Below are 14,979 nucleotides of genomic sequence, written 5' to 3'. Positions count from 1 at the left end.
AATGTCAGCTCAATTCACCAGTAAAAGCCAAGAGGCCTTATCGGCCGCCAACCTTAACGCCCAAACCGCAGGCAACCCCACCCTCGATACACCCCACCTGCTCAAAGCCTTGCTTGACCAGCGCCAGGGAGTAGCGGTCGCCGTACTCACAACCGCCGGTATCGACGTTGACGCGCTCTCGGTTGCAGCATCGACCGAAATCTCCAAGCTCCCCAAAGCCTCCGGAGAATCCATCGCCCAGGCACAGCCCTCACGAGCCCTACTCACCGCCATCCAAACAGCCCAGGCCAAAGCCGGAACCTTCGGTGACACCTACATCTCCACCGAGATCCTCCTGCTCGCCCTCGCCACAGGGAGCGACGCAACCGCCCGCGCCCTCACCGCCGCAGGCGCCACCGAAAAAACTCTAGAAGAAACCATCCCCACCGTCCGAGGAGACCGCACCGTGACCACCCCCGACCCCGAAGGTACCTTCGGCGCCCTCGAACAATACGGCACCGACCTCACCGCCATCGCCCGCGAAGGCAAACTCGACCCCGTCATCGGCCGAGACAGCGAAATCCGCCGCGTCATCCAGGTACTCTCCCGCCGCACCAAAAACAACCCCGTACTCATCGGCCAACCCGGCGTCGGCAAAACCGCCGTCGTTGAAGGCCTCGCCCAGCGCATGGTCTCCGGCGACGTACCCGAAACCCTGCGCGGCAAAACCCTCATCTCCCTCGACCTGGGAGCCATGGTCGCCGGCGCCAAATACCGCGGCGAATTCGAAGAACGCCTCAAAGCCGTACTCGAAGACATCAAAAAATCCGAAGGCCAAATCGTCACCTTCATCGACGAAATCCACACCGTCGTCGGTGCCGGTGCCAGCGAAGGCTCCATGGACGCAGGCAACATGCTCAAGCCCATGCTAGCCCGCGGCGAACTACGCCTGATCGGTGCCACCACCCTGGACGAATACCGCGAAAACATCGAAAAAGACGCCGCCCTGGAACGCCGCTTCCAGCAAGTCTTTGTCGGTGAGCCCTCCGTAGAAGACACCATCGGCATTCTGCGCGGCCTCAAAGAACGCTACGAAGCCCACCACAAGGTAGCCATCGCAGACTCCGCCCTGGTCGCCGCAGCCAACCTCTCCAACCGTTACATCCCCTCCCGCCAGCTCCCCGACAAGGCCATCGACCTCATCGACGAAGCCGCCTCACGCCTGCGCATGGAAATCGACTCGGCACCCGAAGAAATCGACGTACTCCGCCGCGCCGTAGACCGCCTCACCATGGAAGAACTGGCGCTCGCCAACGAAACCGACCCCGCCTCCGCCGAACGCCTAGCCGCCCTGCGCGCCGACATGGCCGACAAGAAGGAAGAACTCGACGCCCTCAACGCCCGCTGGGAAGCCGAGAAAGCCGGACTCAACCGGGTCGGTGACCTCAAAACCCAAATCGACGAACTGCGCTCCAAAGCAGAAGTAGCCCAACGCGAAGGCAACCTGGCCGAAGCCTCCCGGATCCTCTACGGCGAAATCCCCGCCCTCGAAGCGCAACTGCTCGAAGCCCAACAAGTAGAAAAGACCGCTCTCCAAGAGTCCATGGTCTCCGAAGAAGTCACCGCCGACGAAATCGCCGAAGTCATCTCCGCCTGGACCGGTATTCCCGCAGGCCGCATGCTCCAAGGCGAATCCGAAAAACTCCTACACATGGAAGAAGAACTCGGCAAACGACTGATCGGCCAGAAGAAAGCCGTCACCGCCGTAGCCGATGCCGTCCGCCGCTCCCGCGCCGGGATCTCCGACCCCGACCGGCCCATCGGCTCCTTCCTCTTCCTCGGCCCCACCGGCGTCGGAAAAACCGAGCTAGCCAAGGCACTCGCTGAGTTCCAATTCGACGACGAACGCGCCCTCGTACGTATCGACATGAGCGAATACTCCGAAAAGCACGCCGTCGCCCGCCTCGTTGGTGCCCCTCCCGGATACGTCGGCTACGAAGAAGGCGGCCAGCTCACCGAAGCAGTCCGCCGCCGCCCCTACTCCGTCGTCCTACTCGATGAAGTCGAAAAAGCCCACCCCGAAGTCTTCGACATCCTACTCCAGGTTCTCGACGACGGCCGCCTCACCGACGGCCAGGGCCGCACCGTTGACTTCCGCAACGTCATCCTAATCCTGACCTCCAACCTGGGCTCCCAGTTCCTCATCGACCAGAACCTGGACGATGAGAGCCGCGAGAGCGCAGTCATGAACACGGTCAACACCGCCTTCAAACCGGAGTTCCTCAACCGCCTCGACGAGCTCATCATCTTCGAGCCCCTCAGCGCAGAGGACCTGTCCTCCATCGTGGCCCTGCAAATCAAGTCCATGGCCCGCCGACTCGAGGACCGCCGCCTGACCCTGGACGTCACCCCCGCCGCCACCGAGTGGCTGGGACTGGCAGGCTATGACCCCGCCTACGGTGCCCGCCCCCTGCGACGCCTAGTTCAGCGAGAAATCGGTGACCGCCTGGCGCGAGGAATCCTGGCCGGAACCATCAAGGACGGCGACACCGTCCGGGTGGATATCAACCCCGATGTTGCTGTAGACGGCCTGGTCGTTACCGCCAGCTAATCCTCCCTCACGGCAGGTGCAAGGTCGGCAAGCTTCCTTCTTGCCCGGCTCGCTATCGCTCGCTGGGCAATTCATGCCAGCCCCAGCCAGCTTGCCTTCCCCTTGCACCTGCCTTAGCTTGCGCCGCCGAACGGCAAGCTTCCTTCTTGCCCGGCTCGCTATCGCTCGCTGGGCAATTCATGCCAGCCCCAGCCAGCTTGCCTTCCCCTTGCACCTGCCAGGGCTGATGCCGCATAGATACTCACCTACACTGGAAGAGTGAGAGAGAACCAACCGCATCACCGGGGAGAAACACTCGACACCCGCTACGCCGGCGACCCCACCCGCCTGACCGAACAGGCCCACATCGCGGCCACCCACGCCGCCGCCCTACGGTCCATCGAACGGGTCGTCCACGAAACCACCCCACCCACCGACCCTGAGGTTGCCTGCCGGGGCATCCAAGAACTCCTCGCACATGGGGGAGTGCTGGCCCTGACCGGCGCAGGCATATCCACCGGCTCAGGAATACCCGACTACCGGGGCCCCGCCGGTTCCCTGCGCAACCACCGGCCCATGACCTACCAAGAATTCCTCTACGACCCCCAAGCCCGCCACCGCTACTGGGCCCGCTCCTTCGTCGGCTGGCGGCAGATGAGCCGCGCCCACCCCAACACCGCCCACTACCTACTTGCCGAACTCGAAAACAAGGGGCACCTCACCGGCATCATCACCCAAAACGTAGACGGCCTGCACACCGCCGCTGGGAGCCGAACCGTGCTCCCACTCCACGGGGACCTCTCCACCATCCAATGCCTCGAATGCGGAGCCGAAGAAGCCCGCACCAGCCTCGATACCCGCATTAACGCCGCCAACCCCGGCTACCTAGAACGGGTCACCAGCCGTTCCCTACAGGTCAACCCCGACGGCGACGTAGACCTAGACGTTACCTTTATCCGCGATTTTCAGATGGTCGGTTGCCTTGCCTGCGGCTCCACCCGCCTCAAACCCGCCGTGGTCTACTTTGGCGAACCCGTCCCCGCCACCAGAAAAGCCCGTGTCAAAGACCTCCTAGAACAATCCCGCTCCCTGCTCGTACTCGGATCATCCCTAGCCGTCATGAGCAGCTACAAGATAGCCCTTGACGCCGTCCGCGCAGGAAAACCCCTGGCCATCATCAACCGCGGACCGGGCCGCGCCGACCGCCGCGCAACCTATCTCTGGCGCGAAGACATCACCGATGCGCTCTACCGCACTATATACAGCTCATAAGTGAAGGCTAACCTCAGCACAGCCTAAACACAGCCTCCGGGGTCATTCTGGAATATAGATAAAGAAAAACACCAGAAACCCGGAGACACCCCTTGAACACCATCACCGTCATGGCAGCACTTGACCTACTCGCCATTCTGACCCTCTGCACCATGTACGTCAGCCGCCACCGCCGCCGTGACCTCGTAGTTTCCTACCTCGTCATCAACGTAGGTGTCTTCGCCGTCACCGTAGCACTCGCCAACGCCGACGCCACCAGCGCAGGCATGGGAATGGGCCTCTTCGGTGTACTCTCCATCATCCGCCTGCGCTCCACCGAACTTGACCAGCGCGAAGTTGCCTACTACTTTGCCGCACTCGCGCTCGGCCTACTCATGGGTATCGGACTCAACCCGGTTGGCCTTGCGCTCGGCCTGGCCGCCCTGCTCCTAGCCATCATGTTCATCGTGGATCACCCCAAGCTCATGACCACCCTGCGAAGCCAGACCATTATCGTGGACCGCGCCATCAGCGACGAAGAAGAACTCAAAACCTACCTCTCTACCCAGCTGGGCTACAGCATCGAAAACGTCAGCATCGATGAGCTAGACCTCATCAACGACAAGACCATCGCCAAAATCCGCTACACCGTCACCAAGCTGGACGAAACCCGCCCCGTTCCCGCAGCCCACGGCGCTCGCTAAAGCCTCACTCAAGGTAGCTAGCTCTGAGCACCCCGGGCATAACCCGCGCAGACTCATAAGGCTACGACAGGCCAGCCACAGCACAAACATAGGCAGGTCTAACAGACTGAACACAGACGACAAGAACTACAGGCCTGATAGCCAACCGCTACAGGAACCTCATCAGGAAAGATTATGACTACCACCGCACCGCAAATACCAGCCAGCCCCACCGCAGAAACTATGCTCCCCGCGAGCTGGCCCGGTATTAGCCTCGAAGAGCTCAACGCAAAAGCCGCCATGCAAACCCGCGTGGACCGCAAATACATCGTTGATGCCCACTACGCGGCACTGGTACTTGCTGATCTGCCCGCTGAGGCCTCAGTGCTAGAAATCTCCGGTGAACGCCAGTTCTCCTACGACTCGGTCTACTTCGATACACCCAACCTTGACTCCTACCGCCTGGCTGCCACCGGCCGCCGCAACCGCTACAAGATCCGCACCCGCTCCTACCTAGACACCGGGGACACCTACCTCGAAGTCAAAACCGAAGGCGCTCGCGCTCTGACCGTCAAAGAACGCATACCCTACCCCTACGCAGACAGGGCCTACCTCAACGCCCAGGGCCGCGACTACGTCGAAGAATCCCTGCGCGGCCTCATCGAAGCCCCCGCGACCGCCTTTGAGCCAGTGCTCACAACCGGCTACCGCAGAACCACCGTCCTGCTTCCCGCATCGGACCTCAACCCGTCTGATTCGCGCATGACCATCGATACGGACCTCACCTGGACCCCGTTGAGCAACTTTGCACTCAGCACCAGCTCACCCTACCGACTAGGGCAGGCCTACACTGCCGCAGGCATGGTCATTATCGAAACCAAATCTGGCAGCGCTCCCTCTGTTGCTGATAAACACCTGTGGCGGGCAGGCATACGGCCTTCCAAAATCTCCAAGTTCGCCACCGGGCTTGCCGCGCTGAACCCGGAACTTACCTCCAACAAATGGAACCGAACCATTGCCCGAAGCATGAACCTGCAACCTGTAGACAACGGCACAGACCTCTACCTGCCAGTCGCCTCGTAGCCAGAACCTAGTTTTAAACACCAAAACCCAACCCCAAGGAAAACCCATGAAAAAGCCAACACGCCTGACCTACCTGTTCACCTCAGTAGCCGTTGCCGGAACCATCGCCCTCGCCGGTTGCTCAGCAACCACCTCCGCAACCTCCACCAGCACAGCCACCGGTACCAGCGTCAGCAGCTCAGCAAGCACCAGCGCCACTGCCGTAGCCACCAGCACCGGTGAGACCGTAACCAGCGCTATCAGCTACGACACCCACTACGACGCCGATGACCTCACCTGGGATACCTCCAGCGAAACCACCATCGACCTCTCCAACCCCACCGCCACCGACGGTGTTAGCGTCAAAGACGGCGTCATCACCATTACTGCCGGCGGCAACTACCGGCTCACCGGAACCCTCAAAGACGGCCAGATTGTAGTAACCGCTGGAGAAGAAGACATAGTGCGCCTGATCCTTGATAGCGCCACCATTACCAACTCCGGTGGTCCTGCCGTTGACGCAGAAAGCGCTAACGAGGTTATCGTCTACACCGCATCGGGTACCACCAACACCGTTACCGACGGCTCCAGCTACACCGCTACCGGAACCGACGACCCCGATGCCGCCCTCTTCGCCCGCACCGACCTGACCTTAGCCGGTGAAGGAACCCTCAAAGTCGCCGGCAACTACGCAGACGGTATTGCCTCAAGCGACGGCCTGGTTATTGCCGGGGGAACCATCAACGTCACCGCCGTCGATGACGGCATCAAGGGTAAGGACTACGTCGATATCCTGGGCGGCACCGTAGACGTCACCGCCGCAAGCGACGGCATCAAGTCCACCAACGACACCGACGCTGAACGCGGCTGGACCCGCCTGCTCGACGGCACCGTAACCGTCAGCGCCGGGGACGACGGCTTCAAATCAGAGCGCGAACTAGAAATTGCCGGTGGTACCCTCACAATTAACGAATCAAACGAGGCAATTGAGGGCCAGTACATCACCATTAGCGGTGGTAAAACCAATGTGACAAGTAGCGATGACGCTATCAATGCCACTATTCCCTCCGATAACTCAAGCACTACTTCCGGTGGTATGGGCGGCGGCATGAACCAGGCTGTTGACGCCTGGATCGCAATCAGCGGCGGCGAGATCACCCTCAACACTGAGGGCGACGGCATTGACTCCAACGGCACCGCAGAAATCTCCGGTGGCACCGTTGTTATCAACGGCCCCTCCACCGGTGGCAACGGCGCAACCGATGCAACCGGCGGTCTGACCATCACCGGTGGCACCCTAATCCAAGGTGATGCAGGTGACATGTTTGAAGGCATGGAAGGTGCTTACGTTCGCTTTAGCGCAAGCGTTTCCTCCGGTGATACTGTGACCGTGACCGACTCCAGCGGTAAGACCGTTGCAGAATATACCTCCACTAAGAACATCTCAGCTGTTGTTGTAGCCGGTAGCTCTATCAGCGAGGGTGCAAGCTACACCATCAGCGTCAACGGTAGCGAAGCCGGTACCGCAACAGCTACCAGCGGTAGCTCAGGTGCCGCTATGGGTGGCGGATTCCGCCGCTAAGGCAGAGAACTCCGGCAGAGGCGGAGATATTTTACAGCTGTTGAGCTAGAGACTCTCTCTATGAGCAGAAGCTCCGCACCCCTCGAAGAAAGGGGTGCGGAGCTTTATACCCGGTGGGAGGGCAACTCTTTATAAAACGGCCGTTCGCTATTTTTTGTGCTTCTTACATCTCACTTGGCGAACAGGCAAGCAAATGCGCTCAAAACAATGTACCCTTATATACGGAAAAGACTGAAAGATTTTCTGGTTCTCCCCTGAGCACGGATGGGTAGCCAGATACGAGCGATAAAGAGGGGGTCTCGCCATGGGGCGCGGCCGTCAAAAGGCTAAAGCAACTCGGCAGGCTCGGGAGATGAAATATTTCAGCCCCGACACTGACTACACGGCACTCGAACGTGAACTGAGAAGAAGCGGCAATTCCAAGCCTAAGACGTCTGCTCATCAGTACGATGATGACGACGACTACTCAGAGTACGTAGATAAGTACGCCGACAAATACTTGGAGAAGTAAACCCGCATCACTGTGATGCGGGTTCTTCCCGTAACCAAGCACTAGGGGGGCCTGCTACCGTTACCGGTGGCAGGCCCCCTTGCTACGTAGATCGGAGGGGGTCACAGCTAGAACATAGGTAAGACAAGCCTTCGTCATGGGTAAGCCCAGCATAGTTGGGGGTATGACGAAACAAGCAGACCTCAACGATCCCCTCGAACCCTCAGATACTCAGACGACGGAAACCAAGAAGAAATTCCTGGCATCTACCGCCAGCAGGCGGGCAGTTCTTGTGGGCGGCCTGGGCACCCTGGGCGTTGCCGGTCTGGGCGGTGGCTGGGCCTATAACCGCTTCTTGCAGGAACACACCGAAATCTCCGATGTAGCCGCCTACGAGGCCCAGGCGACTGCTACCGCTAGCAGCACCGCCAGCATGGATACGGAACTGACCGGCATGACGGTCACCGATACAGGCCTGACCGCAGAGAACGGCTCCCTGGTACTCAAAACAATCGTCCTGAACGAGGGCACCAGCGACCAGATCACTGCCTACACCGCCGAGGTGAAACTGGGCTCGGCCAGCATCCTCCGCTCTGCCTTTGCCAAGAACCAGTTCGGCCTGAACATTGTTGAGAATCCCAGCGCTATCGCCGCCGAGCACAACGCAATCTGGGCAATCAACGGTGACTACTACGGCTTCCGTGAGACCGGCATCGTGGTCCGTAACGGTGTGGTCTACCGTGACTCACCGGCCCGTGAAGGGTTGGCTTTTTACTCAGACGGTAGCGTCCGTGTTTACGATGAAACAGCTACTACCGCCCAGAAACTGGTGGATGAGGGCGTACTCAACACGCTCTCCTTTGGCCCAGCTCTACTAGAGAACGGCACAATTCGCGCCGGAATTGAAGAGGTAGAGGTCGACACTAACTTCGGTAACCACTCCATTCAGGGCAACCAGCCCCGCACCGCGGTAGGTGCTATCGGGGAGAACCACCTGCTGTTCATGGTGGTCGATGGCCGCTCAGAGGGCTACTCACGGGGCGTGACCATGACCGAGCTAGCCCAGATGATGCTGGACGCCGGATGCGTAACAGCCTACAACATTGACGGTGGCGGCTCATCAGCTATGCTCTTCAACAATGCTCTGGTGAACAACCCCCTGGGTAAGGGCCAAGAACGCGAAACCAGCGATATTCTCTACATCGCGGGGGTCTAAGACCCCATGCTGATTCTTATCCCCGCCTACAAGCCAGATACCTCCCTGGTTCAGCTTGCCCGCGATATTGACCAGCAGGCTAAGCACACTGAATCTACGGTTCACCTACTGGTAATCAACGACGGTTCCGGAACGGACTACATACCGGTCTTTGAGCAGGTAGCCAACCTTCCCACCGCCGCACCGGCTCCTTCCCTGGAACGGCGGCTGGATAGGCCGGGGCTGAGCACAGTAACGGTCTTGCACCTGCCCGCTAATGGAGGTAAAGGTGCGGCCCTGCGTGCTGGCCTGGCATGGGCTCAGCAAAACCTGCCCCACGAGCCCGTGATTACCGCTGACGCGGATGGCCAGCACCTCGCCCAGGATATTCTGGCGGTGGGGCAAGCCACCCAGAACTACACGGACCGCAAAGCCCGCTGCCTCGTTCTAGGGATAAGAACACTCCAAGACCCTGCTGAATCGCAACACCGCGCCCCGCTACGCTCACGGGTGGGCAACGCCCTCACCGCAGCCCTCTTTCGCATATCCACCGGGAAGAACATCGCGGACACCCAAACAGGCCTAAGGGGACTGACCCCGCAGATCATCCCCTGGGCATTAGAGCTGCCGGGGGATAGGTACGAGTACGAGTTCACCATGCTCCTGCGAGCATCACGCCATCATGTTGAGCTTGCTCAGGTGCCCATCACAAAGGTGTATGAGGAAGGGAACCCTACCAGCCATTTCCAGCCGGTTCGTGATTCCATCAGAATCTATGCTCCGCTTCTTGCTTTCCTGGCTGCCTCATTCTCCAGCTTTATCATCGATACTCTGGCCCTGCTCATCCTTGTTGCCGCGGGTATGGCGGTTATCCCGGCAGTCTTTGCCGCCCGGATCATCTCGGCGCTCGGGAACTTCGCCCTCAACCGCGTCATTTTGCACGATGGAGGGCCCCGGCCCTCAGCCCAACGCTCACTGGGACGCTACGCAATCCTCGCGCTGGTTATTCTGGCCCTCAATAGTACGGCGATGGAAGCCCTAACCCGCGTATGTATTCCCTTGCTCGCCGCTAAAATCCTCGTCGAGGGTGCGCTGATTCCCCTGAGCTTCTCGGTTCAGCGCCGCTGGGTTTTTGCCCGCGCTACCCAGGGTGAGCAGGACCCCCAGCTATCGAGCCGGAGAACGGACGAGAGAGGGACCGAAGCGGACCTGACATGCGCTGTCAGCCAGCTAACCGACGGCGGCAAAGAACTTTCCCCCAATAGTTCTGACAGAGGCAAGCAAACATCGAAAGCCGCGTAGGGATTTTTGTATGTGCGTGAGGACTTAAAGGGGTACAGTTGAGGTAGTTACACACCCTATAACCACCATTGCGAACCACACCCAGCACACATCATCTCAATGAAAATACTTGTCATTACGCACTACTACCCGCCCGAAATTGGTGCGCCTCAGCGCCGTTGGTCGGCTTTAGTAAAACGCTGGCAGAAATCAGGGCACCAGGTGACCGTGTGTTGCCCCCCTCCCCATTATCCGAATGCAGCAGCGACTACCTCAATACGTGAAAGCTTTAGGGGAACTCCTCGAGTTCATCAGGGTAAATACGGAGAAAAAATTATTCGAGTGCCCTATTTACTACATGGGGTCTCCGGAGCTGTGCGCACCCTAGACCAGATTATTGCTGCATTTGGGACTATTGCTGCTGTGGCTACTTTGAAGCTACAGAAGGTGTCGTTTGATGTTGTAATTGCTACCGTACCCGGGGTTCCCAGTGCGGGAGCAGGTCTGGTGGCAAAGAGTTTACTGGGGGTACCTCTAATATTAGAGATGCGGGATGCCTGGCCTGATGTTGTAGTTATACCAGATACCTCGGTGAGTGGGATAGCTCCCATGCTGAGAGCACGTAGGTTTTTTGCCCAAGCGCTTACCCTGGCTCAGCGTCAAGCTGATGCTGTTGTTACAACGACAGAGAGCTTTGCTCAGGTCCTGCGTAATCGAGGTCTAGAATCTGTCTATACTGTGAGCAATGGTGTGACCCCGAGCCTGTTTTATAGCAGTATTGATTCGTTGCCGTCTCGTCCGGATGAACTACATCTTCTTTACACTGGCACTATAGGGCGCTCTCAGGGACTAATGGTTCTTCTTGATGCACTGAAATTGGCGATGGATGCTCGCCCTTCCACCCGTTTTACTTTACGGCTTATCGGTGAAGGCTCTGAGCGTAAAGAACTAATGGAAGTAGCAGAGGCTGGTGGGCTACCTGTTGAATTTATTCATCTTCTCGATCGTGAGGAGGTACGCAATCACTACTCGTGGGCTGATGTTAATCATGTGTCTTTAAAATCCTTACCTGCTTTTGCCTGGACAGTTCCTTCAAAACTTTATGAGCTTCTGACGGTACCGCGTCTGGTTGTGGGTCTGCTCGAGGGCGAGGCAGAACAAATCTTGCGGGAGTCTGCAGCGGGTATTCATCTTGCCCCAGAGTCGGCGCAAGAGCTTGCCGACCTTTGGGTGGATCTGGCTGACGACCGCTCCCGCCTTCACCCTAACGATGGGGGGCGGCAGTTCGTGCTGGAGCACTTTAACTACGACTATCTGGCGCAGAAATACCTCACCGTCTTAGAGGCAGTCATCAGCAGAGAGCGCAGCCGATGAAGGCCCTGCAGATGTTCAGAAACGCCACTCTCGCCGCGACAGTTGTTATAGGGCTGATACGCACTGACCCTGCCGCCTTCCTCACCCAGGTAGGGCAGCGCATGCCCGTGGTAGTCCGTACCCACCTTGCTCCTGCTCTTGAACGGTTATCGCCGTCGCCGGACGCCGCCCGCACGCTATGGTCTGCAGGGCAGGTCACCGAGGCCCTGGCTTCTGCCCGCACAAAGGGCAAACGTCGCTTAGCCCAAAAACTTGAAGCGGAAGCTGCGCTACTGGATTCGGGTCTAGTACTGAGACTTCCAGTCTATACCCCTACTACATTCGCGGCCACCGATAGCCAAGCGGGGGAGGGGGCACCGGCGTCCGCCCCCGAAGCCCAAAGGCCGCGCGTGCTTCACCTGCTCACCAACTCGCTACCGGCAACCCAGTCAGGCTATACCCTGCGCACCCACCGACTGCTCAGTGCCCTGGCGCAGCGGGGGATGCCTCTGACTGCACATACCCGCATCGGCTACCCGGTGATGGTGGGTAGCCTGACCGCAGCAGACACAGTGCAGGTAGGCTCGGTGACCTACCGGCGTTATCTGCCCTGGAGGCTTGCCTCCACCGCCACAGGGCGTCTAGAGCAGTGGGCCAGCCAGCTTGCCCGCACCTATGACAGCCAGCCGCCTCACATCATCCATACCACCACCCACTTCCACAACGCGCTGGTGGCGCGGGCGCTCGCGGAGCGTTGGGGAATCCCCTGGGTCTATGAGGTGCGTGGGGTTCTGGAAGAAACCTGGCTGTCGAAACAGCCAGAGCACCTGCGGGCATCTGCTGCACGGAGCGAGCGTTTTCTACTGACGCGGGCAAGAGAAACTCAGGTGATGAAGGCAGCGAGCCATGTACTGACCCTATCGGAGACTATGAAGAAGAGTCTGATAGAGCGCGGTGTAGCCGAAGTCCGAGTTACTGTGGTGCCCAATAGCGTGGATTCCTCGCTCTTGGAGCAGCACCTTAGCCCCCGCGAGGCACGAGCCCAGCTGGGACTACCCGAGAGCGGGTTCTGGATCGGATCGGTGAGTTCGCTGGTACCCTATGAGGGGTTCGACACCCTGCTACGGGCACTTGTGCGCCTGCGTGACCAGGGGCTGGATGCCCGCCTGCTTCTGGTAGGGGACGGTACAGATAGGGTTCGCCTTGAGAAGCTAGCCCAGTCCCTGGGGGTAGCTGACAGCACGGTTTTTCTGGGGCGGATTGCGCCCGAGCTAACGCCCCTTGCCCACCAGTCTCTCGATGTCTTTGTTGTCCCCCGCACTAACGACGAGGTCTGCCGTACCGTCACCCCCCTCAAACCTATTGAGGCGATGGCGCTGGGGCGGCCTGTGGTGGCAAGCGACTTACCGCCCCTAGCTGACCTTATATGCCCTGAGGGCCAGCAGCCCGCCGGTAGGTTAGCGCAGGCAGAAGACCCGGCGTCTATCGCCCAGGCCCTGCTTTTACTCGCTGAGAATCCGGACGCCCGCGCCCGTCTAGGCGCGCAGGGTCGGGAGCTTGCCCGGGCAAGGACCTGGGAGAAGCAAGCAGCTATTGTAGAAGAGATTTACAATGGTCTTTTGACCGATGGGGGCACAATGCGCCGGAACCAAGCAACACAGCCCCCAGCTCTAGCGGAGGAGAGCTGATGTCTAACTATTCTCGTGGAAGTCTAGAGCTGAGTAGCCAGTACAGCCATTATCAGGGGCTTGTGACCAGGGGGTAGCTTCAGCAGGTAGGCGCACGCGGTAACTACCGGCTGTACTTACAGCGTCTGTGGAAGTACCGGGCGTTCATGTGGCACCAGTCCCTCTACAAGGTGTTTGCGAGCAACAGCGATAACCGGCTGGGGTCTCTGTGGCTTTTTCTCAAACCGGTGATGGATGTGGTCTTCTATTGGGTACTCTTCGGGCTGGTATTAGGTATTAATCGTGGCATGGAAAACTTTCCTGCCTTCCTAATAGTAGGAATTTTGATGTTCCGGTTTACTGCGCAGTCTATTACCTCTGCTGCATTGGTAGTGAAACAGAATAAGAGCCTGATTCAGGGTTTTAATTTTCCACGTGCGCTCCCTCCGGTTGCCCTTGCTCTAAAGAACACGCTGGAAGCTTTACCGATGATTGCGGTGATGCTAGTGGGGATTATCGTTATACCGCCGCATGTGACGGTGTCGTGGACCTGGATTCTGGTGGTGCCGATTTTCTTGCTTCAGGTTCTGTTTAACACGGGTCTGAATATGCTTATTGCTCGAATTGGCTACTTTATTCCAGATATTTTTGCTCTCTTTTCGTTTATGACCCGAATCCTTATGTATGGTTCCGGGGTTATTTTCCCTATTGAGCGGTTTATTAATCATCCAACAGCACTTCTTGTCATTGAATCTAATCCGCTGTTTATCGTCCTCAATATGTACAGGGAGGTGCTGGTCGAAGGTACAGTTCCCGGTGCCTATGAGTGGCTTTTGATGGTTTTATGGGTGGTTCTGCTGGTACTTGTTGGATTTATATTTTTTTGTTGATGCGGAGGAGCGTTATGGTTCGGTTTCCTAGTGAGTATGACCCGCAGAAACAGCTCAACGTACTGGTGGATAATGTGCATGTTGAGTACACCACTCGATTCAAAACTGGTAGGTTTAGCCGCCAGAAGAAGCAGGTGAAAGCTCTGAGCGGTGTTTCCTTTTCAGCGTTTGAGGGAGAGTTCATCGGTCTGGTGGGAAGGAACGGTGCAGGAAAATCTACCCTTTTGAGAGTAATCGCAGGTCTACAGACACCCACTAAGGGGCAGGTACTGGCAGCTGACCAACCTACTCTCATCGGTATTTCTGCAGCCTTGAATCCTTCAATGTCGGGGGATGACAACATTACTTTGGGCTGTTTGGCGATGGGCATGAGCATGGCCGAGGTTGAGGCCACCCGCCCCGGGGTAATTGAGCTGGCTGGTATTGGAGATGCTGTTTATCGCCCTATGAATACCTATTCGGCCGGTATGGGGTCGCGTCTGCGCTTTGCAATATCGATGGCTGCTAGACCCCAGATTATGCTGATCGACGAGGCCCTAAGTGCGGGCGATGCTGCTTTTGCTGACCGGGCTAAAAAGGCCATGGACGGGCTACTTGACCAGGCAGGCACCGTATTTCTCGTATCTCACGCAGCTCAGACTGTTGAGGAGATGTGTACCCGTGCCCTGTGGATTGACAGGGGTGAGCTGGTAATGGATGGGGATGCTCGCGCGGTTGCACGCAAATATCGCTGGTATGCGCATGTGCTCTCATCGGGTGATGAAGAGAAAGCCTCGGGGTTACTGGGGGACGCTCGGACTGAGGGGGCGTGCGGTTATGTGCAGGATTCCTCGGCTGGGTAGGTACTTGCTGAATTGTTACTTGCTCTTTGGGGCTAGGGCGAGAAAAAACTTTTGCGGGCAACTAGAATATAGGTGGGCTTTACACCCTTCCCCACACCGTCGTAGAGGTATAGA

The 14,979-nt window shown here is 58.3% G+C and carries 12 protein-coding genes; all 12 read left to right on the top strand.

Going from position 1 to position 14,979, the window contains the following annotated elements:
* Window position 1 precedes the first annotated feature (1 nt).
* The 12 genes from clpB (at window position 2) to ACN08Y_RS01580 (ending at window position 14,865) form a co-directional block, all read left to right on the top strand.
* Window positions 2–2,590 (top strand): ATP-dependent chaperone ClpB, encoded by a 2,589-nt coding sequence (gene clpB, locus ACN08Y_RS01635; protein ID WP_419111659.1) that lies wholly within the window; start codon window positions 2–4, stop codon window positions 2,588–2,590.
* 327 nt (window positions 2,591–2,917) lie between these two features.
* Window positions 2,918–3,841 carry a Sir2 family NAD-dependent protein deacetylase gene (locus ACN08Y_RS01630; protein ID WP_419111861.1) on the top strand — a complete coding sequence of 308 codons (924 nt, stop codon included), beginning with the start codon at window positions 2,918–2,920 and terminating at the stop codon, window positions 3,839–3,841.
* A 92-nt stretch (window positions 3,842–3,933) separates the two neighbouring features.
* Window positions 3,934–4,524, top strand: coding sequence for a DUF4956 domain-containing protein (locus ACN08Y_RS01625; protein ID WP_419111658.1), 591 nt, complete (start codon window positions 3,934–3,936; stop codon window positions 4,522–4,524).
* Window positions 4,525–4,698: 174 nt separating this feature from the next.
* Window positions 4,699–5,586, top strand: coding sequence for a polyphosphate polymerase domain-containing protein (locus tag ACN08Y_RS01620; protein ID WP_419111657.1), 888 nt, complete (start codon window positions 4,699–4,701; stop codon window positions 5,584–5,586).
* Window positions 5,587–5,632: 46 nt separating this feature from the next.
* Window positions 5,633–7,147 (top strand): carbohydrate-binding domain-containing protein, encoded by a 1,515-nt coding sequence (locus tag ACN08Y_RS01615; RefSeq protein WP_419111656.1) that lies wholly within the window; start codon window positions 5,633–5,635, stop codon window positions 7,145–7,147.
* 304 nt (window positions 7,148–7,451) lie between these two features.
* Entirely contained in the window at window positions 7,452–7,658 is a 207-nt protein-coding gene (locus tag ACN08Y_RS01610; RefSeq protein ID WP_419111655.1) for a DUF3073 domain-containing protein, read from the top strand.
* A 163-nt stretch (window positions 7,659–7,821) separates the two neighbouring features.
* Window positions 7,822–8,853, top strand: a complete 1,032-nt coding sequence (locus ACN08Y_RS01605; RefSeq protein ID WP_419111654.1) for a phosphodiester glycosidase family protein — start codon at window positions 7,822–7,824, stop codon at window positions 8,851–8,853.
* A 6-nt stretch (window positions 8,854–8,859) separates the two neighbouring features.
* Entirely contained in the window at window positions 8,860–10,134 is a 1,275-nt protein-coding gene (locus tag ACN08Y_RS01600) for a GtrA family protein (protein ID WP_419111653.1), read from the top strand.
* A 99-nt stretch (window positions 10,135–10,233) separates the two neighbouring features.
* The gene (locus tag ACN08Y_RS01595; protein ID WP_419111652.1) at window positions 10,234–11,487 is read left to right on the top strand and encodes a glycosyltransferase family 4 protein; all 1,254 of its coding nucleotides are present in this window, start codon (window positions 10,234–10,236) and stop codon (window positions 11,485–11,487) included.
* A complete protein-coding gene (locus ACN08Y_RS01590) occupies window positions 11,484–13,154 on the top strand; it encodes a glycosyltransferase family 4 protein (RefSeq protein WP_419111651.1) in 1,671 nt (556 codons plus the stop codon). Before ACN08Y_RS01595 ends, ACN08Y_RS01590 begins: the two co-directional genes overlap by 4 nt.
* A gap of 146 nt (window positions 13,155–13,300) precedes the next feature.
* On the top strand, window positions 13,301–14,023 hold the full coding sequence (locus ACN08Y_RS01585) for an ABC transporter permease (protein WP_419111650.1): 723 nt from the start codon (window positions 13,301–13,303) through the stop codon (window positions 14,021–14,023).
* 14 nt (window positions 14,024–14,037) lie between these two features.
* Window positions 14,038–14,865: an ABC transporter ATP-binding protein gene (locus ACN08Y_RS01580; RefSeq protein ID WP_419111649.1), complete on the top strand. Its 828-nt coding sequence runs from the start codon at window positions 14,038–14,040 to the stop codon at window positions 14,863–14,865.
* Window positions 14,866–14,979 lie beyond the last annotated feature (114 nt).

The organism is Rothia sp. P5764 (genome assembly GCF_048512965.1).
GTDB lineage: Bacteria > Actinomycetota > Actinomycetes > Actinomycetales > Micrococcaceae > Rothia.
The sequence above is the reverse complement of the archived record's forward strand: the minus strand, read 5'-3'. Positions and strand labels throughout refer to the sequence as shown.

Coding starts and splice junctions, on each gene's coding strand:
- clpB (WP_419111659.1), top strand. CDS start 2: ATGTCAGCTCAATTCACCAGTAAAAGCCAAGAGGCCTTATCGGCCGCC.
- ACN08Y_RS01620 (WP_419111657.1), top strand. CDS start 4,699: ATGACTACCACCGCACCGCAAATACCAGCCAGCCCCACCGCAGAAACT.
- ACN08Y_RS01615 (WP_419111656.1), top strand. CDS start 5,633: ATGAAAAAGCCAACACGCCTGACCTACCTGTTCACCTCAGTAGCCGTT.
- ACN08Y_RS01610 (WP_419111655.1), top strand. CDS start 7,452: ATGGGGCGCGGCCGTCAAAAGGCTAAAGCAACTCGGCAGGCTCGGGAG.
- ACN08Y_RS01605 (WP_419111654.1), top strand. CDS start 7,822: ATGACGAAACAAGCAGACCTCAACGATCCCCTCGAACCCTCAGATACT.
- ACN08Y_RS01600 (WP_419111653.1), top strand. CDS start 8,860: ATGCTGATTCTTATCCCCGCCTACAAGCCAGATACCTCCCTGGTTCAG.
- ACN08Y_RS01595 (WP_419111652.1), top strand. CDS start 10,234: ATGAAAATACTTGTCATTACGCACTACTACCCGCCCGAAATTGGTGCG.
- ACN08Y_RS01590 (WP_419111651.1), top strand. CDS start 11,484: ATGAAGGCCCTGCAGATGTTCAGAAACGCCACTCTCGCCGCGACAGTT.
- ACN08Y_RS01585 (WP_419111650.1), top strand. CDS start 13,301: ATGTGGCACCAGTCCCTCTACAAGGTGTTTGCGAGCAACAGCGATAAC.
- ACN08Y_RS01580 (WP_419111649.1), top strand. CDS start 14,038: ATGGTTCGGTTTCCTAGTGAGTATGACCCGCAGAAACAGCTCAACGTA.